The organism is Corynebacterium sp. HMSC034E11, assembly GCF_001835905.1.
Lineage (GTDB): Bacteria > Actinomycetota > Actinomycetes > Mycobacteriales > Mycobacteriaceae > Corynebacterium > Corynebacterium coyleae.
Window position 1 is genome coordinate 168,863 of sequence record NZ_KV826394.1, and the last position, 24,626, is coordinate 193,488.

Below are 24,626 nucleotides of genomic sequence, written 5' to 3' on the forward strand. Positions count from 1 at the left end.
CAGTTGTGCCTTATCTTAATTCCTGTCACATTGGTCAGTTATGAGTGATAAGGAACACAAATGCCACAACTGAGCACCAACCAGATCGCGCCGTCGAATAGCGATGACCTCGAGGCAGTAATCGAGGCAGCTGTTGCTCGCGCCTACCACTGGATGGAAGCTACCGCCGAAGCAGACGCCGACGACGCCTCCACCCAGCAGCTCGCTGAGTTGCTTCGCGACGAAAACGGTGTCCGCTTCACCATGGACTTCGTTGACCGCGTCATGCGCCCGGAAAGCAACCATGTCGCAGCACACGCACTGCGGGCGATCACGCGCGGTGTCGACGCCCGATTCCTCGGCCAGATCAACTCCCTACTCGTCGGAATTGGTGCTTTCGTCGGCCCATTCCTGCCAAACGTAGTTGTTCCTGCGGCACGTGCCCGTCTCCGCCAGCTCGTTGGCCACCTGGTTCTCGATGCCGAAAGTGACGCACTGAACAAGCTGCTCGACAACGCGCAGCAGCGCGGCGAGCAGCTCAACTTGAACCTTCTCGGCGAGGCTGTCCTCGGCGAGAAAGAAGCCACGGATCGTGCAGAGCGCACGCTCAACCTGATCAAAAACCCACGTGTGACCTACGTGTCGGTCAAGGCTTCGTCGATGGTGTCGCAGCTCAACCACTGGGATTACGACGAATGCGTTCGATTGGTCAAGGACCGCATCCGCCCGCTGTACCGCGCTGCGCGCGACCGTAGCCCTCAGGTGTTCATCAACATGGACATGGAGGAGTACCACGACCTGCATCTCACGCTGGACGTGTTCACGCAGCTGCTCAGCGAAGAGGAGTTCAAGGACTACCAGGGCGGCATTGTGCTTCAGGCGTACTTGCCGGACACGCTTGGTGCTCTCGAGTACCTGGCCGACTTCGCCCAGAAGCGTGTGACCGACGGTGGCTCCAAGATCAAGATCCGTCTGGTCAAGGGTGCGAACCTGTCCATGGAACGCCACCACGCTGAAGTCAAGGGTTGGGAGCAGGCTCCGTACCTGACCAAGGATGAGGTGGACGCAAACTACTACCGCCTGCTGGATTTCATCCTGCGCCCTGAGTTTGCAGATGCGGTTTCTATCGGTATCGCCTCGCACAACCTGTTCACGTCTGCGTTGGCATACGAGCTGGCACAGCGCCGCGGTGTCACCGCGATGATCGACTCTGAGATGCTGCAGGGCATGTCCCCTGCGCAGCAGGAAATCGTGCGCGAGGTGTACGGCGACCAGATCCTCTACACCCCGGTTGTCGGCCGCGATGACTTCGACGTGGCGGTGAGCTACCTGGTGCGTCGTCTCGAAGAGAACGCTGCCCCGCAGAACTTCCTGCATGCCCTGTTCGCTCCGAAGACTGAGGACCGCGATCCGATTAAGGAGCAAGAGAACGTCTTCCGCTGGGCTGTCGGCAACCGTTGGGACGTGCACAATGGCCCGAACCGCACGCAAGACCGTAATACGGAAACTGAGCGCCACGTCGCACATGCTTCCGCAACGACCGGCCGCTTCTTCAACGAGCCGGATACGGATCCTGCCCTTGAGGCCAACCGTGCTTGGGCGATCAAGCACCTGAGCACTCCGCCATCGATCGACACCGGTGAGGAGATCACCGATCCGGTTGCTATCCGCGACAACATCGCGCGCGCACTCGAGGCGCAGAAGGCGTGGGGCGCGCTGTCCGCGAACGAGCGTGCAGAAGTGCTCGAGGCAATTGGTGACGAGATCGCGCGCCGCCGTGGCGAGTTCGTCTCCGTTGCTGCGCACGAGGCTGGCAAGACTGTCGACCAGTCTGACCCGGAGATCTCCGAGGCTATCGACTTCTGCGATTACTACGCAGATAGCGCCCGTCACCTCGACGACATTGAGGCAGAGTTCGAACCGAACAAGCTCACGGTGGTTGTTCCGCCGTGGAACTTCCCGGTCGCTATTCCGACCGGTGGTGTCATGGCGGCGTTGGCGGCAGGCTCTGCTGTGATTCTGAAGCCGGCACCGCAGGTAACGCAGTGTGCCAAGCTGATCGCGGATTGTATCCAGGCAGTCTTCGCAGAGAAGGGCATCGACCCGGATACGGTGCAGTACGTTCGCGCTGACGAAGGTGAGGCGGGCAAGGCACTGCTTACCGACGACGCCGTGGATGCCATCATCCTCACCGGCGCATCTGAGACCGCCCAGCTGTTTAAGTCGTGGAACCCGCAACTTAACGTCATGGCTGAGACCTCGGGCAAGAACGCCATCATCATCACGCCGTCCGCCGACCCGGATCTGGCGATCAACGACCTGTACCTGTCGGCGTTCGGCCACTCGGGCCAGAAATGCTCCGCTGCGTCGTTGGCAATTCTCGTCGGCTCCGCGGCCGAGTCTGAGCGTATTCGTGGCCAGCTCCTTGACGCTGCTTCCACTCTCGTGGTCGGCCCAGGCACCGAGCTCTCCACCACGATGAACGGCTTGATTGAAGCTCCGGGCGAGAAGCTGCAGCGCGGTTTGACCAAGCTCGAACCGGGCGAGAAGTGGTTGCTCCAGCCGAAGAAGCTCGATGATGAAGGCAAGTTCTGGAGCCCTGGTATCCGCGACAACGTTAAGCCTGGCTCCTGGTACCACCAGAACGAGTGCTTCGGACCGGTCCTGGGCATCATGCACGCCAAGGACCTCGATGAGGCTATTGAGTGGCAGAACTCCACCGGCTACGGCTTGACTGCGGGTATTCACACCCTTGACGGCGACGAGATCAATACCTGGCTCGACCGTGTGGAAGCTGGCAACGTCTACGTCAATCGCGGTATCACCGGTGCAATCGTGCAGCGTCAGCCGTTCGGTGGCTGGAAGAAGTCCTCGGTCGGCCCAGGCGCGAAGGCTGGTGGCCCGAACTATGTGGCACAGATGGGCACGTGGCGTGACCGTGATGGTGTGGCTCCGTCGCCGGGCGTGAGCATCTCCGCCGATATCCAGGAGCTGCTGGAGGCGTTCCGCTCGAACGTCGATGCAGAGGATTACGGCTGGCTCTCCCGTGCTGCTGAGTATGACCAGCGCGCATGGGACCGCGAGTTCGGTCGTGGTCACGACCACTCCGGTCTTCGCTCGGAGGCGAACATCTTCCGTTACCGCAACACGCTCGAGCCGGTCGTGATCTACGTCGGAGAGAACTACCGCTTGCGCGATGTCTACCGCCAGCTGCTCGCAGCAGCGATCACCGGCTCCGAGATCCGCGTCGTTGCTCCTGCGGAAATCGCCCCGGATCTGGAGGCTGCTGCGATCACGGTCGATGCGAACCGTGTGGAAGGCACCCCGTCGCGCATCCGCGTTATCGGTGATGCCCCAGCAGATATTTACGGCGACATCACCACCGCTGTTTTTGATGGCCCAGCGCTGATCGACGGTCGACGTGAGTTGCTCCCGTACCTATTGGAGCAGGCCATCTCCGCAACCCTGCACCGGTTCGGCGTCATCCACGACCCGGCCGGCATCAGGAACTAGTCCCCCACTAACCGACACACCCCTGGGAGAACCCGATGACTACGAAACCACCACCATCGGAAGCATCAACTCGTCCTAAAGCTGGCGTCATTCCTGACGAAGATGCCGGCTTGCAGAAAGGGCTGTCCACCCGTCAGATCAACATGATCGCAATTGGCTCGGCGATCGGTACCGGTCTGTTCCTTGGCGCAGGTTCGCGCCTTGAAGCCGCCGGACCGTCGCTAGCCCTGATGTACCTGCTCTGCGGTTTCATCGGATACCTCATCCTGCGGAGTCTGGGTGAGCTCATTGTCCACCGTCCAACCTCGGGTTCGTTCGTGTCCTACACTCGCGAATTCTTTGGCGAGAAGGCCGCATACGTCTCGGGCTGGTTGTACTGGTTCAACTGGGCAGCGACCGCCGTTGCTGACGCGACAGCGCTTGCGATCTACATCCGCTGGTTCGGCCAGTTCTACGGTTGGATTAACGACATTCCGCAGTGGGTCATCGCACTTGCGATCATCGCTCTTGTGACGGGGATGAATCTCGTCTCGGTGAAGTTCTTTGGCGAGATGGAGTTCTGGTTCTCCCTGATCAAGGTGGCGTTCCTGCTCACGTTCCTCGCGGTCGGCATCTTCATGGTCATCTTCGGCAATCCGAGTGGTGATCTGACTGGCCTGACGCTCATCTCCGATCACGGTGGCTGGTTCCCGAACGGCGTACTGCCGGCACTGATCGTGATCCAAGGCGTCGTGTTCGCTTACGCAGGTATCGAGCTGCTGGGCACGACCTCTGGTGAGGCAAAGAACCCCCGTAAGGACATCCCGAAGGCGATTAATGCTGTTGTCTTCCGCCTGCTGGTGTTCTACTTCGGCTCCGTGCTCCTGCTGTGCATGCTGCTGCCGTACACCCAGTACTCCGGTGACGAGTCACCGTTTGTGACTTTCTTCAACTCCATCGGCGTGCCGTACGCCGGTCCTATCACTCAGTTGGTGGTCATCACCGCTGCGTTGTCCTCCCTGAACGCCGGCCTCTACTCCACGGGCCGCATCATGTACTCGCTGTCCAAGGCCGGTTCCGCACCGCAGTGGGCAGGCAAGGTCACCAAGGGTGGTGTGCCCTACGGTGGCATTCTGATGACCACCGGCGTCGCCCTGTTCGGCGTTGTGCTCAACTACTTCGTGCCGGAGGCAGCGTTCGAGGTTGTGTTGAATATCGCGGCACTTGGCACGATGGCGTCCTGGGCGGCAATTTCCCTGTCGCACATGCGCTTTGTGCGGCTGGCCCGGCAGGGCAAGTACACCCGTCCGGATTACCGCGCACCATTCTCGCCGTTCACCGATATTGTCTCGCTGCTGTTCCTTGGGCTGGTTGTCGTGCTCATGGCCTTCGACTACCCAATTGGCACCTGGACACTGATTGTGTCGCTGCTGATGTGGCCGGCGCTTGCGTTCGGCTGGTTCAAGGTCCGCGATCGCGTCGAGTTCATTTCACGCTCGCACGTAAACTACGAGCACGTCACTGGTGAACAAGCCCCTGATATCGATCCCCCAATCGTTGCCCATTAATTCCCCACATTTTTGAAAGGAACTACCCGTATGACTCAACTCGTCGACGTCACCAACATGTGCCGCTGGATCGACCACCACGGTGTGGAGAAGATCATCGCCGGCATCCTCGAATACATCGAAAAGGACTTCGTCCGCTGGGAAGAATTCGACAAAATTCCGCGCGTGGCTAGCCACACCCCGATCGGTGTCATCGAACTGATGCCCACCTCCGACTCAGTCGAGTACGGATTCAAGTACGTCAACGGCCACCCGTCGAACCCGGCTCGTGGCTTCCAAACTGTGACCGCTTTCGGTTTCCTGGCTGACGTAGACAACGGCTACCCCACGTTTGAAGCCGAGATGACCTTGCTCACTGCACTTCGTACTGCTGCAACCTCCGCAATGGCGGCAAAGTACCTCGCCCGCAAGGACTCTGAGGTCATGGCGATGATTGGCTCCGGTTCGCAGTCGGAGTTCCAGGCACTCGGGTTCCGTGCGGCGCTGGGCATCGAGCGGGTTCGCATCTTCGATATCGACCCGAACGCTATGGAGAAGTTCCGCCGCAATATCGAGCCACTCGGCATCGAGGTCTACATCGCCGACAGCGTTGAGGATGCGCTCGAAGGCGCAGACATCATTACGACCTGCACCGCCGACAAGGCCCAGAACACCATCCTGGACTACTCGTTGGTTCGCCCGGGCGTCCACATCAATGGTGTGGGCGGCGACTGCCCCGGCAAGACGGAGCTTGATCCGCGCATTCTTGACGACGCCACCGTGTTCGTCGAGTTCCCTCCACAGACCCGCATCGAAGGCGAGATCCAGAACAAGGACGAGGACTTCGAGGTTGTCGAACTGTGGAAGGTCATCGCAGGCAAGGTCCCGGGCCGCTCCAGCGATGAGGAGATCACGCTGTTCGACTCCGTGGGCTTTGCTATCGAGGACTTCTCCGCCCTGCGCTACCTGCGCGACTCGACTGCTGGCACCGACTTCCAGACCTATATTGAGTTGGTCGCCGATCCGGATGATCCGAAGGACCTGTTCTCGCTGACCACCAAGGTGCTCAGCCCCATGTAGCGCGCTCTGCTTAACGACGAAACGCCGCTGGCTCCGAACAGAAAGGTTCGGGGCCAGCGGCGTTTAATCGTCGATACGCGCTAGTGGCTTAGCGTGCGTCTTCGATGGTGATCGTCTGGGCAACAGCCTGGACAACACCGGCAATCTTGATGGATTCCCAGACTTGTTCCTTGGTCAGGCCTTCCTCGCGGACGGTGTTGGCGTGGGCGACAGCGCAGTGCTCGCAACCATTGATGGTGGAAACGGCGAGCGACCACAGCTCGAAATCAGCCTTTTCCACGCCCGGCTTGGAGATGATGTTCATGCGAAGACCGAACTTCACGTTGGCGTAGTCGTCACCCAACCAGCCCTTAGCGCGGTACGCGACGTTGTTCATCGCCATGACAGTGGCCGCACCGAAGGCTGCGTCGATGGCCTCCTCGGAGAGGTGCTCCTTGGCCTCGTCGGTGATCTCGGAGATGACGGTTGCGTTGCGGGTCGCGGCCGCGGAGGCGACGAGCGTGCCCCACAGTTGCTGCTCATTCAGCTCGGTCGAGCGGGTCAGCGAACCAAGGTTGAGCTTCTGGTCCTTGGCGTACTCGGGAAGTGCGTTGCGCAGGTTATCGATAGACATACGTTGATCCTTTCAGTTGGTATGGGAGCGCCCCGCCACTCCAGCGGTAAGGAGCGCGGGGCGGCACGGAAACTAAAGTTCGGGTGCTACTTCAGGGACTCCTGGACCACAGCCATCTTGTCGATGTTCTTGGTCGGGTCGTTCTTCTGCCAATCGCAAGCGCAGACCTCTTCAGACTGCAGAGCGTCGAGGACACGCAGGACCTCGTCGACGTTACGGCCAACAGCGTCCGGGGTGACGGACACGAACTGGATGATGCCGTCCGGGTCGATGATGAAGGTTGCACGGTCTGCGACACCGTCAGCGTTCTCAACACCGAGGGCGCGGATCAGGTCGTGGCGGATGTCCGAGAACATCGGGAACGGGATGTCCAGCAGTTCCTCGTGGGTTGCACGCCAGTTGAAGTGCGAGAACTCGTTATCGATGGAGCCGCCGAGCACCTGGGTGTCGCGGTCCTCGAACTCCTCGTTGAGCTTGCCGAATGCGGCGATCTCGGTCGGGCAAACGAAGGTGAAGTCCTTCGGGTAGAAGAAGATGACCTTCCACTTGCCCTCGTACTTATCCAGGGAGACGCGCTCGAAGTAGTCGTCCGGGGAAGCAGCGTTAGCTTCCTTCAGGTTGCCACCCTTCAGTGCGAGAAGGTCGAACTCCGGAAAACGCTCTCCAACGGTCATGATCGGCATGATGATCCTCCAAAAGAATCTGGTCAAACGAATGTGTTTCGGACGTAAAACAGTATGACACAGTTCGCAGAAGGTTGCAACCAAAAACCTATTAGCCGGTGTAGGATTCATAAGTATGAGCAATCGAGAGTATAAACCGACACTCGCACAGATCCGTACCTTTGTCACGGTTGCAGAACAGAAACACTTTGTGAGCGCAGCAGCGAAACTTGGCATCTCCCAGCCTTCCCTGTCACAGGCTTTGGCGTCGCTTGAAAATGGTCTTGGCCTGCAACTTATCGAGCGTTCCACCCGGCGCGTGATCGTCACCCCCACCGGTGAAGCGCTGTTGCCATATGCGAAGGCAACCCTCGACGCTGCCGATGCTTTTCTTGCCCAGTCGCGCGGAGCGCTCGGCGAGCTCGCCGGCCCACTGAACATTGGCATCATCCCTACAATTGCGCCGTATCTCCTTCCGGGAGTGCTTATTGGGATCGAGGAAAACTACCCGGATTTGGAACCGCGCATCGTAGAAAACCAAACGGATCAACTGTTACAAATGTTGCGCGACGGGCAACTCGATCTGGCAGTGCTTGCCACTCCGACGCACGCACCAGGTTTGGAGCAATTGCCGCTTTACGACGAGCCGTTTGTGGCAGTGACCAATCCGGACGATCCACTTGCCGGCCGCACCGATCTGGGGCTGGACAGCCTGAAGGACCTCAACCTTTTACTACTGGATGACGGCCACTGTCTCCGGGATCAGATTGTGGAGCTGTGCAAGATCGCTGAGGCAACTCCCGGCGCGCGCAAGCATGCTGTGACACGCGCATCGTCACTGACCACGATCGTCCAGTTGGTCGTGGCAGGGCTGGGGTCAACGTTGATTCCGGCCTCCGCGGTAGGCACTGAGTGCTCTCGCCCCGGAGTCGCTTCCGCAACGTTTGCAAACGGCGTACAGGCGCAACGCACGGTGAGCTTGGTCTACCGCGCGTCCTCGCAGCGTGTTGCGGAGTTCGAGCAGTTAGGGCAACTCGTGAAGGCTTCGTATGAGCGGGCCCTGGAATCAGGTAAATCCCTGCTTCCGCGCTAAGCTCTGCCTCTGGCTATGACTGATCATTCTTCCTCCTCCCCCGCCCCGCCGAAGCCGCAGCTCTACGATGCGCTCGATGCTGTACCGATTGCGGATGTTCGACGGTTCCGTAGGCGACTCAAAAATGCGAGCGCGCCGGATGCGCTGCGGGCGATTGGGAAGGATATTGAGAGGGCACGGGGTGTCGTCGAGAAGCGCGATGCTCTGATCCCTGAAATTACTTACCCGGAAAACCTGCCGGTGTCTGCGCGCCGCGACGACATCATGGAACTGGTGCGCGACAACCAGGTCGTTGTTATCGCCGGCGAGACGGGATCGGGCAAGACCACCCAGATTCCAAAGATGCTGCTGGAGATGGGGCGTGGCCGGCGTGGACTGATTGGACACACGCAGCCGCGCAGACTCGCCGCTCGCACCGTTGCGGAGCGCATCGCCGACGAGCTCGGCCAGGACATCGGTGAATCTGTCGGCTACGCCATTCGTTTCGACGACAAAGTATCCCCGTCTACTGCGGTCAAGCTGATGACGGACGGCATCTTGCTCACAGAGATGCAGCGCGATCGCTTCCTCAACGCGTACGACACGATCATTATCGACGAGGCCCACGAGCGCTCACTCAACATCGACTTCCTGCTGGGCTACCTCAAGCGACTGCTGCCCAAGCGGCCGGACCTCAAGGTGATTGTCACATCTGCGACCATTGACCCGGAGGCATTTGCCAGCCACTTCGCCGACGCCGAGGGCAACCCAGCTCCGATTATCGAGGTCTCCGGGCGTACTTACCCAGTCGAAATCCGCTACCGACCACTGGTTGAGCAGATTCAGAAAAAAGACGGCTCCATCAAGGAGATTGACACCGACATGATCGACGGTGTCGTCGCCGCCTGCAAAGAACTTATGGGTGAGGGCAACGGCGACATTCTGTGTTTCTTCTCTTCAGAGCGCGACATCCGTGACTGCATGGAGGCGATTGAGAAGCAGCACTGGCGTGGCGTTGAGGTTGTTCCGCTGTTCGGTCGCCTCTCCAACGCGGAGCAGCACCGTGTGTTCTCCCCACACTCGGGTCGTCGCATTGTGTTGTCGACAAACATCGCCGAAACGTCTCTGACCGTGCCGGGCATCCACTATGTGGTGGACACTGGCCTGGCGCGTATCTCGAGGTATTCGACACGCACCAAGGTCCAACGTCTGCCTATCGAGGAAATCTCCCAGGCTTCCGCGAACCAGCGTTCGGGCCGATCGGGCCGTACCGCCGACGGCATTGCCATCCGCCTGTATTCGGAGGAGAACTTCGAAGCGCGCCCAGAGTTCACTGACCCGGAGATTCTGCGCACAAACTTGGCGTCAGTCATCTTGCAGATGATCTCGCTGCGGCTTGGGGATATCAATGAGTTCCCCTTCATCCAGGCGCCTGACCATAAGGCGGTCCGCGACGGACTTATGCTGCTGCACGAATTGGGGGCGATCTCGCAAAAAGAACGTGGTGGCGCACCGACCCTCACCAACGTTGGCCGCGATATTTCCCGCATTCCTGTGGACCCCAAGATGGCCCGCATGCTGGTGGAGGCCAATCGCCTCGGCGTGCTTGATGACGTCACTGTCATCGTCGCAGCCATGACCATCCAGGATGTTCGAGAACGCCCCTTGGAGTACCAGGCCCAGGCCGACCAAGCACACGCCCGCTTCAAGGACAAAGAGTCCGACTTCCTGTCATCGCTGAAACTGTGGGACTACATCGGCGATTCCCGCGACGAGCTGTCCGGCAACGCATTCCGTAAGCGTATGAAGCGCGAGTTCCTCCACTACATGCGCATCCGTGAGTGGCGCGATCTTGTCCGCCAATTGCGCGACGTGGAGCGACAGCTCGGCTGGTCTCCCGCCGATAGTGTCGCGGGTGAGCGCGATGCAGCTGCAGTCCACCAGTCGCTCTTGACTGGTTTGCTCTCCAATATCGGCGCGCGTGACGGCAATTCCAAAGAGTTTCAGGGAGCGCGCGGGACACGGTTTATGGTCTTTCCCGGCTCGTCGCTGGCTAAGCGGCCTCCGGAGTTTCTCATGGCCGCTGAACTCGTCGAAACGTCACGGCTCTGGGCTCGTGACGTAGCCAAGATCGAACCTGCTTGGGTTGAGCGTGCCGCCGGCGACCTGCTCAAACACTCCTATTCGGAACCTGTGTGGTCGCGTAAGCGTTCCGCAGCGATGGTCCACGAAAAATGCATGCTTTACGGCGTGACCATCGTGCGTGATCGGCTTGTTCCCTACCACCGGGTGGATCCTGCCGCTGCGCGCACAATGTTCATCCGCCACGCGCTGCTGGAGGGCGATTGGAACCGTCACCATAAGTTCATCGACCACAATGAAGCGTTGCTTGCGGAAGCAGCCGAGGTCGAGGAAAAGGTTCGCCGCCGCGGCCTTGTCGTCGACGAAGATACGTTGTTCGACTTTTACGACGCTCGCCTGCCCGACAATGTCACCACCGCTCGCCACTTTGATTCGTGGTGGAAGAAACAGCGTGCGAAAGACAAGCATTATTTGGACTTCGATCCGAACGCATTGCTTGACGACGACAACGTTGACGCCTCTGCGACCGCCTTTCCCGAGGCCAAGCGCCAGGGCTCCGTGGAATACGCACTGCGCTACAAGTTCGAACCGGGCGACCCGTTTGATGGAGTCACTGTCGAGGTACCCGTGCCACTCCTGGCAAACCTTGACCCTGACGGCTTCGATTGGCTCGTCCCAGGCTTGCGCTCTGAACTCGCTGCCGAGATGATCCGCACCCTACCGAAGGCGTTACGTAAAACCGTCGTCCCCGCCCCCGACTTTGCGCAGCGTGCACTCGAGGTAATGCCCGAGGACGTCAACACGGACATCCCGTTTACTGAAGCGCTCGCCGATGCGCTTCGAAGCGTTGGTGGCCGCGGTATTAACGCCACGGATTTCAACCCCCAGGCGTTGCCACCGCACTTGCAGGTTACCTATGCGGCAATCGACCGCCGCGGCAAGATCGTCGACCACGACAAGGATCTCGCAGCGTTAAAACGCCGTCAGGCGGGCAAGATTAAGTCGTCTGTATCCAAAGCTGGACGCCAATCGGAGTCTGAGTCTGTAAAAAAGTGGACGTCGGACTCGCTCGGCGCTGTACCGGAGACTGTGACCACAACAATCGACGGTAACGAGGTTGATGCTTACCCAGCACTCGAAGCTACAAAAGACGGTGTCAAGGTCACGGTGCATCCGACGAAGGCTGCCGCCGACGCGTCGATGGTCACTGCGACACTGACGTTGCTGTTGCGCGAAATCAGCGTTAATGCGCAGCAGATGACCAAGGGCCTACCGCTGCGCCACAAGGTCGCTGTTGACCGCTATCCCCACGGCGGAGCAAATGGCCTGGTCGAGGATGCTCGTGTAGCAGTGATTCGTGATCTGATGATGTCGCACGGGGGCCCGGTGCGCACTCCGGAGGAGTTCGACGCCCTTCTCGCCGAGATTAAGCCACAGGTCTCGGGTGGTGTAAGGCGTGCTGTGGTCAACACTGCTCCAGCGCTTGCCGCGTACGCCGACATTTCGGTGGAGCTCGATCAGTGGGAGGGGCCTGCGATTGATGACATGCGTTCGCAGCTCGTCTTCTACCTCCCCCGTCACGCAATAACGGTTCATGGGGTGCAGCACTTGCAGCATTTGCCGCGCTATATCGATGCGATGCGGATCCGGCTGGAGGATATGCGTCTGGACCCGGACCGAGATGCTGACCGCCAGGAAGTTGTCGATGGGGTGAAACGCTACCTTGCTGATCATATGAAGCGACTTCCCGCACAACGGTCGAAGACGCGGGCCTACAAGGATATTCTTTGGCTCATTGAGGAGTTGCGGGTCAGTTTGTTCGCGCAGCGACTTGGCACTCCCCGACCGGTCAGCCAGCGCCGGATTGAGAAGAAAATTGATGCGCTGCGCTAGCGATATTCTTCGCGGTCGCGCCGACGCATAAGCCTGATTTCCGACTCGAAATCGTCGGCACTTTCAAACGACTTATACACAGATGCGAAGCGCAGGTATGCAACCTCGTCAAGCGCACGAAGTGGCTCGAGTACTGCCAAACCAATCTCGTGAGCAGGAACCTGCGAGCTGCCCTGCGCACGCACGATTTCTTCGACTTCTTGTGCGAGGCGCTTCAGTGCATCGTCGGAAACGTCCCGACCTTGACATGCACGCCGCACACCAACGATGAGCTTGTCGCGGTCGAACGGCTCACTTACTCCATTACGTTTGACGACGGTGAGTACCGCGTTTTCAACAGTGGTGAATCGACCACCGCATTCTGTACATTCACGGCGACGGCGAATTGCAGAGCCTGCTTCGACAAGTCTGGAGTCAGCGACTCTGGTCTGTTCGTTATGACAGAAGGGGCAATACATAGGGCTCAGAATACCCCTCTAGCGGACCGCCTCAGAGTCTGCGATGAAAACCGGCTGGGACGATCCCGGCACCTGGTCTGCATCACTAAACACTCCACCAAACGCAGAGCCGGCTAAAAGCGCTCCAGTCAGCAACGCTGCTAAGACGAAACCTTCCTTGCCCTCGCGGTGAGATTCGAATGCCTCAGATACATATTCCCGACGTCCATAACCTAGGTTCTCTGTACGCTCACCTTTTCGATCAATAACGTCAAGCGTTCGAACACCGCTATAAACACCGCTACGATCTCGTCCTGGATTAAGGTCCCACACCTCGACCGGCTGCGCTAACCGAGGCGTCCGAGATACACCGCAATCGCTCCCATACCCACTGTTCACTGCTGGATTAATCGTTACCGACATTTCACTCTCCTTCAATCTCGTGCACCACTGTACGAATGCACTCGACATGTTCGAATATGTAATCGTTTGTATGTTCGATTCCGCTTACATGTTCGATTTATAGCAAAGCGAGCAAACACTGTCTAGCCCAAAGTGGAAAATATCGAACAAACTTGCCCTCTCTGGTAGGTTCTATGCCTACAGACCTAGAAACAGAGACACGCGGAAAGAGGAAGAGCGGTGGCAAAGAAAAAATCTGACGCAGGCAATCTCGACATGAGCACACTTTCAGACAGGCAACGTCGAATCCTTCAGGTCATCCAAGACGCCGTTGTGCTCCGCGGCTACCCGCCAAGCATCCGTGAGATCGGCGACGCTACCGGGCTGCAATCAACCTCATCCGTGGCATACCAGCTCAAGGAACTGGAGAAGAAGGGCTTCCTGCGCCGCGACCCCAATAAGCCGCGTGCCGTGGATCTGCGCCACCTGCAACAGACAACCAAACCGAAGCGCAAAACCCCCCAGCAGGACACGCCCGAGGACGCGACTCCCGCGCGTTTCGTTCCAGTTTTGGGACAAATAGCAGCTGGTGCACCTATCCTGGCCGAAGAAAACGTCGACACCTATTACCCACTTCCTAGCGACCTACTCGGTGATGGCGACGTTTTTATGCTTCAGGTTGTTGGAGAGTCCATGCGCGATGCCGGCATCCTCAACGGCGACTGGGTTGTTGTACGTTCGCAGCCTGTTGCCGAGGAAGGCGAGTTCGTCGCTGCATTGCTTGACGGCGAGGCGACAGTCAAAGAGTTCCACCGCGATTCCACCGGTGTGTGGCTCCTTCCCCACAATGATGCGTTTGCCCCAATCAAGGGCGATAACGCAGAGATCATGGGGCGTGTTATTTCCGTTTTCCGCACCCTTTAGCGGGAATTTGCCCTCCTTTAGGGGCAAAACAAACACAATCACAGACATCCGGGCATGAATGTCTGAAATACTGAGTACTCCGACCAAAACGTTTGAGGAGTGCGATGTACGCCGAGGAGCGCAAACGCCAGATTGCGTCACTTACTGCTGTGGAAGGCAGGGTGAGCGTCGCTGAACTCGCGGAGAAGTTCGATGTCACTGCCGAAACGATCCGCCGCGACCTCACCGCACTTCACGCCGATGGGATTGTGCACCGCGTACATGGTGGTGCTGTTGCAAACCAAGCCTTTCTCACCTCTGAACTCCCGCTCGATGCCCGGTCTCGTGCGGCATCTGATGCGAAGACCGCGATCGCGAAAGCTGCACTGGATTTTCTCCCCCGCCACGACAACGCCGCGATTTTTCTGGATTCTGGCTCTACAACCAGTTACTTTGCACAGTTGCTTTGCGAGGGCACCCGCGCTCAAGACTGCTCTATCGTGACAAATTCGCTGCCAATCGCCCTGGATCTTTCCTCCGCAGGCCTTGATGGCGTACAGCTTCTTGGAGGGTCAGTTCGTGCAATTACGCAAGCGGTAGTTGGTGCGACTGCACTTCGAACGTTGGCATTGCTCCGCGCCGATGTCGCATTCATTGGTACCAATGCACTGACGATTGACCACGGCCTATCTACCGCCGATTCTCAGGAAGCAGCCGTGAAATCGGCCATGGTCACAAATGCCCAGAAGGTCGTGGTCTTGTGTGATTCATCGAAGATCGGCAACGATTACCTTGTCAGTTTCGCACCCCTCGATGCCATCGACATCGTCATTACCGATAGTGGTGCACCTGAGACATTCCTCGAAGATCTCGAGCGCAATGATATTGAGGTCGTTCTTGCGCCGGTGACATCCAGCACACACTAATTCCGATTGTGTGGGATTCGTTGCAAAAACGGATACAATCGGACACACTGGTTGTGTGAGCAGCACAAAGAACACGGTGCGGGTAGTCACCCTCACCCCAAACCCCAGCATGGATGTGACGGTAAACGTCCCCGTGCTTAAACGCGGTGAGGTTGCGCGGATTTCCCAGACCCGAAAAGAGGCGGGTGGAAAAGGGGTCAATGTCGCGCACGCGTGTGCCAAAGCGGGCATTCGAACCATCGCGATTGCCCCCTGTGCCCCCTCCGATCCGTTTGCGGACGTCATCCGTGAACTGCCGGTGCAGTTTCGCCCCGTTGCTATCGCGGCATCGGTGCGAACCAATACTGCGATCGTTGAAGATGACGCAACAACGACAAAGATCAACGAACCAGGAGCGAGGCTTTGCGACGACGAAAAGGCGGCCGTTGAATCAGCTATAGATTCAGTCGTCGCAGACGCTGAAGCCGTCGTTCTTGCAGGATCGCTTCCCCCTGGTGTCCCAACTGACTGGTACGCAGATCTTGTGGAGCGCATCCGTCGGGTTAATGCTGGCGCGCTGGTCGCAGTGGATACTTCCGATGCACCGCTGCAGGCAATTGGTGAGCGACTCGATACGAGCGCGCCGGACGTGTTGAAGCCAAACGCGTTTGAGCTCGCGCAGCTCACCGGTGGCGACGGCAGCGCATTGGAGCGCAGCGCTTCCGAGGGCGACTACGCCGCCATCGTTTCGGCAGCACAGAAACTGATTGACCACGGGGTCAACGAAGTACTGGTCACCTTAGGCGGCGCCGGTGCATGCTTAGTTACTCGCGCTGGTGCGTGGGCGGCGACCCCACCTCCAGTCACGGTGCTCTCAACCGTCGGCGCTGGTGATAGTTCGTTGGCTGGCTACCTGATGGCACGGATCGCCGGGGATGAACCAGCCGAGTGCCTCCGCCGTGCAGTGGCGTACGGCTCGGCTGCGGCGTCGCTGCCGGGCACTGGCATCCCCTCTCCTTCCGATATCGACCTTGAACACACTCACGTGTTCCCCGTATAACTGCATGAAAGAAGACAACGTGAATCAACCTCTCATCACGCCAAAACTTGTCACGCTTGATGCTGACCTTGGCATTTCTCCCTCCGATGTCATTGGCCAGCTCGCTGCACGTATCGCAGATTCTGGCCGTGCGACTGATGCCGCAGCGGTGGCTGAGGCAGCCGTCGCGCGCGAGGCTAAGGCCGGGACCGGCGTGAACGGACGGGTCGCTATCCCGCACTGCCGTAGTGCCGCTGTCACCGAACCCACGCTTGCGTTTGCCCGGCTGTCCAACCCTGTTGACTTCAACGGCCCCGACGGTGACGCCGAGCTGGTGTTTCTCATTGCAGCACCTGAAGGCGGCGGCAAGGCACACTTAAAGATTCTCTCGAAGCTCGCCCGCGCACTGATCCGCGGCGATTTCGTTGATAACCTCCGCTCCGCCGCGTCTGAGCAGGAGATTGTGGATCTTGTGCACGGCGTGGTCAATGCTGAACCGAAGAAGGCTGAACCGAAGAAGGCTGAACCGAAGAAGAAGGCCGATGCGGTGGTGTCGTCGCAAAGCAATGCGCCAATTCGTATTGCAGCGGTCACATCGTGTGCGACCGGCATTGCGCACACCTACATGGCAGCGGATGCACTGACGCAAGCAGCTAGCAAGCGCGACAATGTTGATCTTCGTGTCGAGCCGCAAGGCTCCTCCGGTGGGGATCCGCTCGACCAGGCGTTTATCGATTCCGCTGATGTGGTGATTTTCGCCCATGATGTCGCTGTTCGCGGAAAGAGTCGCTTCGCGGGTAAGCCCGTGGTCGACAGTCCAGTCAAGCGTGGTGTCAACGAACCGGACGCGATGATCGATGAGGCGATCGCCGCATCGAAGGACCCAAACGCACCTCGAGTAGCTGCAGCGTCGAAGGCAGATAGTGACGACACCGCGTCTGCCGCGACACAGAGCTGGCCCAAGCGCATCCAACAAGCGATCATGACCGGCGTTTCCTACATGGTGCCGTTCGTCGCCGCCGGTGGCCTGCTGTTGGCCCTCGGATTCCTCTTCGGCGGCGCGGACATGGCGAATGGCTGGCAGGCACTGGTCACCGAGCACTCCCCGACCAACCTGCCGAGCAATCAGATCACTGTGGACGGCGAACTCATTGCGTTCAGGCGCTCCGGCTGGTTGCTCTACCTCGGCGCAGTGCTCTTCGCCACTGGGCAGATGGCTATGCAATTCGTCGTGCCGGCACTGTCCGGCTACATCGGCTACGGACTCGCTGGGCGCCCGGGTATCGCACCTGGCTTCGTCGGCGGCGCAATCTCCGTGATGGTCGGCGCTGGCTTCATCGGTGGCCTGATCACCGGTTTGCTCGCAGGTGTGATCGCCCACTGGATTCAGACGTGGAAGGTTCCGCGCTGGCTGGGTTCGCTCATGCCGGTGGTGATCATCCCGCTGCTGACATCGCTGATCATCGGCGTACTGATGTTCCTGCTGCTGGGCCGTCCGCTCGGCGCTGTCATGGAAGGACTCACCGCGTGGCTGGAGTCCATGTCCGGTTCGTCTGCCGTGCTGCTTGGCGTGACTATCGGCTTGATGATGTGCTTCGACCTGGGTGGTCCGGTGAACAAGGCTGCTTACCTGTTCGGCACCGCTGGCTTGTCTGCGGGTACCCAGGGTGCGTACGAAATCATGGCCGCGGTAATGATCTCGGGCATGGTGCCGCCGATCGCGCTGTCTATCGCCACCTTCCTGCGTTCCTCGCTGTTTACCCCGGCTGAGCAGGAGAACGGCAAATCCGCCTGGCTGTTGGGATTGTCGTTCGTGTCAGAAGGCGCAATTCCGTTCGCAGCTGCAGATCCGTTCCGTGTGATCCCTTCGATGATGCTTGGCGGTGCAACCGCAGGTGCGGTCTCGATGGCCCTTGGTGTGGGTGCACAGGCACCGCACGGTGGCGTGTTTGTGATCTTCGCCTACCACCCGTGGTGGGGCATGCTCGTGGCGTTGGCTGCCGGTGTCGCGGTGGCGACGCTCGCTGTTGTGGCGCTCAAACAGTGGTGGCCTAACGATGAGATCCGAAAGGCTGCGAAACGCGAGGAAGAACTCGTGTCGGCTTAAGCACAAGGGCGTACACTCGACTGCAAAGCGCATTCTTGAAAAGCCGCGTGAAAGGAAAGTTGCATTATGGCTTCGAAGACGGTCAAGGTCGGTTCCACGGTTGGTCTGCACGCTCGTCCGGCGACGGTGATTGCGGACGCTGCTGGTGAGTACGATGACGAGATCCTGCTTACCCTGGTCGGCGGCGACGAGGACGATGAGACTGATGCTGCGTCCTCGCTCATGATCATGGCGATGGGTGCAGAGCACGGCGATGAGGTCATCGTCACCTCTGATAATGCCGAGGCGGTTGAGAAGATCGCCGCATTGATCGCGAAAAATCTCGACGACGAGTAAAAGCTTCTTGCTTAGCGACGACTACGCCCGGGCAACCACAGTGGTTGCCCGGGCGTAGTCTTTTTGATGGGTGAGGTTAGCGGAACTGGCCTTCACCAATATGGTCGTAAGCCCACCGCATCAGCGGATAGATAACGATGATGCCGACGGAGCCGAGGGCGATGCCTTCCAGGGTGACCTGCCCGACCTCGAAGGTGAGGTTGCCGATGCCGACAATCAGCGCGACGGCAGCTGCGGTGAGGTTCGCCGGGTCAGTGAAGTCGACCTTGTTGTCCTGCCAGATACGCACGCCAAGCATGCCGATCAGGCCGTAGAGCACCAAGCACGCGCCACCGAGCACGCCGGCGGGAATGGTGAAGATGACGGCGCCGAACTTCGGGATGAACGCGAGGATGATCGCGAAGGTGGCAGCCACCCAGTACGCAGCGGTGGAATACACCTTGGTCGCGGCCATGACTCCGATGTTTTCGGCGTAAGTAGTGGTGCCGGAGCCGCCGAAGCCACCCGCCAGGGTCGTGGCGATGCCATCGCCGATCAGTGCCCGGCCCTGCATGTGGTCCAGGTTGCGGTGGGTCATCTCGGCGACCGCCTTGACGTGTCCGACGTTTTCAGCAATGAGCACAACAAGCACCGGAAGTGTCACTAGCACGGCAGAAAGGTGGAACTCCGGAGTGTGGAACTGCGGCAGGCCAACCCAGGCGGCGTCACCGATTGTGGCCAGCGCGTCCTCGCTCAAACCGCCGGTGAGTGCTGCGAAGAGCCAACCCACCAGCACACCAATCAGGATGGACAGTCGAGAAAGCATCCCGCGCGTTGCAACCGTGACCAGCACGATGGTCAGCAAGGTCACGCCTGCAACAGCAGGCTGGGTTTGTACGTTACTGACCGCAGTCGGTGCGAGGTTAAAGCCGATCAACGCCACAATCGCACCTGTGACTACAGGGGGCATTACGGCGTCAATGACGCGTTTGCCGGCTTTTTGCACGATCACGCCGACAAGGATGAGCGCCACACCCGTCAGCAGCACGCCACCGAGTTGCGATCCAATGCCATACTGCTGAGACGCGGTCAGCGGGGCGATGAAGGCAAAAGAAGAGCCGAGGTAGCTCGGCAACTGGTTCCGGGTGATCAGCAGGAAGATAATCGTGCCAAGTCCGGAAAACAGCAACGTGGTGTTTACTGGGAAGCCAGTGAGCGTGGGCACCAGCAGTGTTGCGCCAAACATAGCCACCACATGCTGCATGCCGATGCCGATGGTGCGCGACCACGACAGTCGTTCGTCGGGAGCGACAACCGCCCCGGGTTTCACATGGCGTCCGTCGCCATGCAGGGTCCAACCAATTGAGTTCGTCACGAGTCTTCATTATGGCCCTCGCGCGCTTTGCATAGCTAATCGCAGCCGCAGCAGTTCGAGCGGGTAAGTTGCTCCTCATGGACATCATCATTCGACGCACCCCCGAGGAAGTCGGCGCATACGCCGCCGATTGCATCGAGCCGTTCGCACGCCAAGGCGCCACCATCGGCCTTGCGACCGGATCCTCACCCAACCCAACCTATAAAGAGCTCATCCGCCGACATCGCGAAGAAGGCTTGAGCTTCGCCAACTGCAAGGCCTTCTTGCTGGACGAGTACTACGGCATCCCTCGTGACCACGAGCAGTCTTACTACTCGACGATCCGCCGCGAGTTCACCGGCTCTATCGACATTCCGGATTCGTCCGTTGCGTCTCCCGACGGCGAGGCCGCCAACCCCCAGGCAGCAGCTACCTCCTACGACCACGCCATCCGCCACGCGGGCGGTGTAGATATCCAAATTCTCGGCATTGGCGCAAACGGACACATTGCGTTCAACGAGCCGACGAGTTCGCTGCGCTCCCGTACCCGTCTCATCGACCTGCATCCACGCACGATCGAGGACAATGCACGCTTCTTCGATTCTGCCGACGAGGTCCCGCGCCAAGCCCTGACACAGGGCATCGGCACCATCCTTGAGGCACGCCACCTGGTGCTTATCGCCACTGGCCCGGCGAAGGCTAACGCGGTACAAGCACTCGTCGAGGGGCCTCTGTCCGCATCGTGCCCGGCATCGGCACTGCAGCTGCACAACGCCGCGAAGGTTGTCGTAGACGAAAGCGCCGCCGAGATGCTCACCGGGGCCGAAACCTACAAGGCGTTCGACCCTTACTGGCGCTAACACCGGGGTCAACGCCAACCCGAACCGCCAGGCTTAGGAGACGACGAACTCCGCATACTGGTCGGCGAGGACACGTGGCAGGCGGACGTCGATACGCGTGCCCTCTGCCTCGTACTCCTCGGAGCGCACTGTGCCCTCCTCGTGCACGCGGCTGACCACATCTCCGCGGGTGTAGGGCACGACCATGGTCACGTGCGCATCGATGGAGTTGAGGTGCTGTTCGATGCGCGCCTCTAGCTCGTCGATTCCCTCCCCCGTCAGCGCGGACACAAACACCGCGGTGCGGCCGGTTTTTTCAAAGGCGTGGCGAAGTTCGGCGAGCACGATCGGGTCGGCGTCGTCGATCTTGTTCACCACAACGATCTCCGGCGGCATCTCTTCGCCCGAATCGCGTGTGACCTCTGCAAGGACCGCATTGACTGCTTCGATCTGCTTCAGCGGGAACGGATCCGAACCGTCCACGACGTGCAGGACAAGGTCGGCGCCGCTGACCTCTTCGAGCGTGGACTTAAACGCCTCAACCAGCTGGGTAGGCAGGTGGCGCACAAACCCAACAGTGTCGGTCAGCACTACGTTGCGCCCGTCTGCCAACTTGGCCTTGCGCGTCGATGGGTCGAGAGTGGCAAACAGCGCGTCCTCCACCAGCACGCCCGCACCCGTCATCGCGTTGATCAACGAGGATTTACCCGCGTTGGTGTAGCCCGCGATCGCGATCTTCGGGATAGTGGAGCGCTGGCGCTGCGCGCGCTTGATCTCTCGGGCAGTCTCCATATCGCGCAGCTGGTGGCGCAGTTTGGCCATCTCGGTGCGCAGGCGGCGACGGTCGGCCTCGATACGTGTCTCACCAGGACCACGCAGGCCCACACCGCCGTTGGAGCCAGCACGACCGCCCGCCTGACGCGACAGGTTGCCACCCCAACCGCGGGTACGGCTGTAGAGGTACTCCATCTGCGCAAGGCTGACCTGTGCTTTGCCCTCTTTACTCTTCGCGTGCTGGGCGAAGATATCGAGAATTAACATCGTGCGGTCGATCACCTTGATCTTGAGGGCTTCCTCCAGCGCGATCATCTGCGACGGCGAAAGCTCACCATCAAAAATCACCGTATCAACACCGGTAGACAGCACAATCTCACGCAACTCCGCAACCTTGCCGGAGCCGATATACGTACCCGGATCAGGCTTGTCACGCTTTTGGTACAGCATGTCGACGACTTCAGCGCCGGCTGTTTCTGCCAGTGCTGAAAGCTCCCACATGCGGGCTTCAATCTCCGCAAGGGTGCCTTCGGTCCACGCGCCAACGAGCAAGACCTGTTCGATGCGGAGTTTGCGGTACTCCACCTCTGTGATGTCTTTTTGGTCCTGCGAGCGGATCTCGGTCGACCCGGTCACGGAACGAAACGCGTTGCGCTCCTCCAGGTCGAGCGCACCTACCGTCGGTGCGGATTCGTCGGGAACGGTGTTGTGCCGAAAAGCCTCACGGAGAAGTTCGTCGTGGGCGCGTTGCTCGGGCGTGGTGTCGTCGTCACGCAAAAAGCGCTCACGGTTACCGCCGAAACGGTCAAAGTGGGGTTCAGTCATTACATCCTTTAATGGAGCTTGAAACGTCCTATTCATATCTACCCCATCAAACGCCAATAGGCCCGAGATTCTTCCCCAAGTGCGTCTGCGACTAGGATCGAGCGTCATGAGCACAGCAATCAGCAACGACCTCGCCGCAATCGGCCTGAACTTTGACAAGTGGCAGGACGCTGTGGAAGCCGCCATTGCCACCGACCGTCTCGCGGTCACTGGTGAAGTGCGCGGCGGCCAGCTGATCCAATACGCCGACCCCTCAGGCGCCCAGCTCAACATTTTGGCAGTTGAGCCGTTCGCTACCTTTGCAGGATTCGATTCCGTGACCCGCACCTACGCGCACGTCACCCCAATCAACGACGTGGTTGCGCTCGCCGATGTGGTGGACCCACGCGGCAACGCGATGGCATCCCTGACCGTGAATCTTGCCCAGGGGCCATTGCTTGTCGACGAGCCCACGCTCCAATGGCAAGAACTCTCCGTGACCGCACTCGCGCTGACAACGGAGCGCTACACCTCAACCGATGCCTACCTGGCCCTGCACCCGGGAGCGGTGGTTGGCACGGTAACCTCCCCGGGCGCCGAAGCAGTCGCATCCGGTGCCGCCGCTACCCCGGACGCACGCGCCGAATTCTCCGGCCGCGTACTGGATGCGGAATACCGCACCTCCGAACTGACCGGCCAGCGCTTCATCCACGTCGCTGTCGATGCTGCGTTCCCGTTCGACGTATGCCTGCCCGACGGCGACCTGCCGTCCCGCGACTCCGTCATCGCAGGCACCGCCGTCATGGCCGGCTCCATCCCAACTCCGACCGGCGGCGGCTGCGGCGGCTGCGGCGGATCCTGCGGTTGCGGCGGCCACTAATCCTGTAGGGCAGAACCATGAGTTCACCAGACAAGGACCTCTCGCGAGCACTACTCGGCGCGCTCGTACTCGCTGCCGTAGTAGTGCTTGTCTTGTTGCTGAAGTGGCCTGGTTTGCTCCTGTCTGTCCTGCTGATCGCTTGCGCCTTCTTCATCAGCCGACATCTGCAGCCAGACCCCGAGGTAGCTGCAATGCGATCGTCGCTGGAGTACGCGCGCGACGACATCCTTGAGATTCTCGACGCGTACGAAAAGCTCCAAAACGGCGCATCAGCCGCCGACATCGCAGACCGCACGCTGCACTACCCTGCCCTGGCAAACCCAGATAACTCTGTGCCCCAAATCAACGAGTTTCTGCTCCGAGCATCCTCTGCGCGACGCTTCATCGAGCGTGTCGACGGCTATCTCGAATCCCCCGGCACCGACAAAACCCAGTTAGAGCGCATTCTCATGGTTGCCGACGAGCGTGCCTTCGAGCTTCAGGAGGCCTGGGACGACGCACGCCGGGCCGCAAAGGAGATCGGCCCGGCGTAACGTGTGGAAGTTGCGGTTTTAGAACGGCAACTGCGGCAGGTTAAACGGCAGCGCGATGCCAAACTGCGGAGCAAGCGCAACTACGCCCGCAAACAGCAGGCCAACGGCAGCGAGAGTGCCGAGAACGATGCCGACGATTGCCCCAACGTTTTCCTCAGGAGTATTGAAGGGGTTCGAAGCCCAACCCTTCGTTGGGAACGCAACGGTAGCGTTGCCACCCTGAGCGCAGGCAGCCATTGCCTTCTCAACCGCAGGATTGTATTCTTTCTGAACTGCATTGCCGGTCTTAACGTGCGCCGTCTTGTTGGCGGCCTTCTTGAAGGCCTCAATGCGACCCGTCGGAATACCCAGCTGCTCTGCGGCAAACGATGCAACATCGGTAGTCGGCAAAGCCTCATTGCTTGCTACCACTTCAGTGAATGAAAGCGGTGACGTCGCGGGGATATCGCCGTTGTACACGAGCTCCTTTGCAACGCGTGGGTAGCTCTCCATCAGCCGTGCGTAGCCATAAAAGTAGCCGACGTAGTTGTCCTGGTTATAGGACATCAACTTGTCGTAGGCTGCTTCAAAGGCTTCCTCCTCAGCAGCAGTGAGATCGTCCGTGCGCTGGGCCTCAATCTTCTTTAGCGCTGACTGCACTGTTGCGGACTTCAGCGTAGAGTCTGCCCACCCCTTGATTTCCGGGTAGGCGCCTTCAATACCCTTTTCAAAAACTTCGAAAACCTTCTTTTCGGTATAGTTTTTGTTCAGTTTTGCCAGGTAGTCCTTTTCCGCCTGGTCCAACTTGACCGAACACGTGTTGTTGGTGGTGCGAGGTCCGATCTCAGCTGCGTATGCAGCAGGGACGGTGAGCAGGGATGCCGAAAGGCCAAGCGCGACGGCCGAGGCGATAACTTTGCGTTGCATAGGAAACT

At 59.5% G+C, this 24,626-nt stretch carries 19 protein-coding genes; 13 read left to right on the forward strand and 6 right to left on the reverse strand.

What is annotated here, in order from left to right; all coding sequences use genetic code 11:
* The first annotated feature begins 60 nt into the window (after positions 1-60).
* From HMPREF2690_RS04830 to HMPREF2690_RS04840, 3 genes are read left to right on the forward strand one after another with little or no spacing between them, the layout of a single operon-like run.
* Positions 61-3,492, forward strand: a complete 3,432-nt coding sequence (locus HMPREF2690_RS04830; protein WP_070820300.1) for a bifunctional proline dehydrogenase/L-glutamate gamma-semialdehyde dehydrogenase — start codon at positions 61-63, stop codon at positions 3,490-3,492.
* A gap of 35 nt (positions 3,493-3,527) precedes the next feature.
* Entirely contained in the window at positions 3,528-5,039 is a 1,512-nt protein-coding gene (locus tag HMPREF2690_RS04835; RefSeq protein WP_083316765.1) for an amino acid permease, read from the forward strand.
* Between the two features lie 30 nt (positions 5,040-5,069).
* A complete protein-coding gene (locus tag HMPREF2690_RS04840) occupies positions 5,070-6,098 on the forward strand; it encodes an ornithine cyclodeaminase (RefSeq protein WP_070771393.1) in 1,029 nt (342 codons plus the stop codon).
* A gap of 88 nt (positions 6,099-6,186) precedes the next feature.
* Here HMPREF2690_RS04840 and HMPREF2690_RS04845 read toward each other — a convergent pair whose 3' ends face one another.
* Positions 6,187-6,711: an alkylhydroperoxidase, AhpD family gene (locus tag HMPREF2690_RS04845; RefSeq protein ID WP_070451048.1), complete on the reverse strand. Its 525-nt coding sequence runs from the start codon at positions 6,709-6,711 to the stop codon at positions 6,187-6,189.
* Between the two features lie 86 nt (positions 6,712-6,797).
* Positions 6,798-7,394, reverse strand: a complete 597-nt coding sequence (locus tag HMPREF2690_RS04850) for a peroxiredoxin (protein WP_070422344.1) — start codon at positions 7,392-7,394, stop codon at positions 6,798-6,800.
* A 115-nt stretch (positions 7,395-7,509) separates the two neighbouring features.
* Between HMPREF2690_RS04850 and HMPREF2690_RS04855 the strand changes: the two genes are divergently transcribed.
* Positions 7,510-8,466, forward strand: coding sequence for a hydrogen peroxide-inducible genes activator (locus tag HMPREF2690_RS04855; protein ID WP_070422343.1), 957 nt, complete (start codon positions 7,510-7,512; stop codon positions 8,464-8,466).
* Between the two features lie 15 nt (positions 8,467-8,481).
* Positions 8,482-12,420 (forward strand): ATP-dependent RNA helicase HrpA, encoded by a 3,939-nt coding sequence (hrpA, locus tag HMPREF2690_RS04860; RefSeq protein WP_070820301.1) that lies wholly within the window; start codon positions 8,482-8,484, stop codon positions 12,418-12,420.
* Here the strand turns inward: hrpA and nrdR are convergent.
* Positions 12,417-12,878 (reverse strand): transcriptional regulator NrdR, encoded by a 462-nt coding sequence (nrdR, locus tag HMPREF2690_RS04865; protein ID WP_070422341.1) that lies wholly within the window; start codon positions 12,876-12,878, stop codon positions 12,417-12,419. The genes hrpA and nrdR overlap by 4 nt on opposite strands.
* A 657-nt stretch (positions 12,879-13,535) precedes the next feature.
* On the opposite strand from nrdR, the gene lexA reads away from it, so the two are divergent.
* The 5 genes from lexA to HMPREF2690_RS04890 all read left to right on the forward strand — a co-directional run bounded on the left by lexA (position 13,536) and on the right by HMPREF2690_RS04890 (position 18,549).
* On the forward strand, positions 13,536-14,183 hold the full coding sequence (gene lexA, locus HMPREF2690_RS04870; RefSeq protein WP_083284773.1) for a transcriptional repressor LexA: 648 nt from the start codon (positions 13,536-13,538) through the stop codon (positions 14,181-14,183).
* 104 nt (positions 14,184-14,287) lie between these two features.
* Positions 14,288-15,088 (forward strand): DeoR/GlpR family DNA-binding transcription regulator, encoded by an 801-nt coding sequence (locus HMPREF2690_RS04875; RefSeq protein ID WP_070451043.1) that lies wholly within the window; start codon positions 14,288-14,290, stop codon positions 15,086-15,088.
* 55 nt (positions 15,089-15,143) lie between these two features.
* The gene (locus tag HMPREF2690_RS04880; RefSeq protein WP_256380948.1) at positions 15,144-16,127 is read left to right on the forward strand and encodes a 1-phosphofructokinase family hexose kinase; all 984 of its coding nucleotides are present in this window, start codon (positions 15,144-15,146) and stop codon (positions 16,125-16,127) included.
* 19 nt (positions 16,128-16,146) lie between these two features.
* Positions 16,147-18,213, forward strand: a complete 2,067-nt coding sequence (locus HMPREF2690_RS04885; protein ID WP_210401378.1) for a PTS fructose transporter subunit IIABC — start codon at positions 16,147-16,149, stop codon at positions 18,211-18,213.
* A 66-nt stretch (positions 18,214-18,279) separates the two neighbouring features.
* Positions 18,280-18,549, forward strand: a complete 270-nt coding sequence (locus HMPREF2690_RS04890; RefSeq protein WP_070422337.1) for an HPr family phosphocarrier protein — start codon at positions 18,280-18,282, stop codon at positions 18,547-18,549.
* Positions 18,550-18,625: 76 nt separating this feature from the next.
* Here HMPREF2690_RS04890 and HMPREF2690_RS04895 read toward each other — a convergent pair whose 3' ends face one another.
* A complete protein-coding gene (locus HMPREF2690_RS04895; RefSeq protein ID WP_070820304.1) occupies positions 18,626-19,903 on the reverse strand; it encodes a uracil-xanthine permease family protein in 1,278 nt (425 codons plus the stop codon).
* A gap of 77 nt (positions 19,904-19,980) precedes the next feature.
* On the opposite strand from HMPREF2690_RS04895, the gene nagB reads away from it, so the two are divergent.
* Entirely contained in the window at positions 19,981-20,742 is a 762-nt protein-coding gene (nagB, locus tag HMPREF2690_RS04900) for a glucosamine-6-phosphate deaminase (protein ID WP_070614517.1), read from the forward strand.
* 33 nt (positions 20,743-20,775) lie between these two features.
* Here nagB and hflX read toward each other — a convergent pair whose 3' ends face one another.
* Entirely contained in the window at positions 20,776-22,320 is a 1,545-nt protein-coding gene (hflX, locus tag HMPREF2690_RS04905; protein WP_083320314.1) for a GTPase HflX, read from the reverse strand.
* Positions 22,321-22,426: 106 nt separating this feature from the next.
* On the opposite strand from hflX, the gene HMPREF2690_RS04910 reads away from it, so the two are divergent.
* Together HMPREF2690_RS04910 and HMPREF2690_RS04915 are read left to right on the forward strand one after the other, a co-directional pair.
* On the forward strand, positions 22,427-23,179 hold the full coding sequence (locus HMPREF2690_RS04910) for a hypothetical protein (RefSeq protein WP_246819510.1): 753 nt from the start codon (positions 22,427-22,429) through the stop codon (positions 23,177-23,179).
* A gap of 17 nt (positions 23,180-23,196) precedes the next feature.
* Positions 23,197-23,712, forward strand: coding sequence for a hypothetical protein (locus HMPREF2690_RS04915; protein ID WP_070820305.1), 516 nt, complete (start codon positions 23,197-23,199; stop codon positions 23,710-23,712).
* A gap of 18 nt (positions 23,713-23,730) precedes the next feature.
* Here the strand turns inward: HMPREF2690_RS04915 and HMPREF2690_RS04920 are convergent, their stop codons facing one another.
* Positions 23,731-24,618 (reverse strand): hypothetical protein, encoded by an 888-nt coding sequence (locus HMPREF2690_RS04920; protein ID WP_070483814.1) that lies wholly within the window; start codon positions 24,616-24,618, stop codon positions 23,731-23,733.
* Between the last annotated feature and the right edge of the window lie 8 nt (positions 24,619-24,626).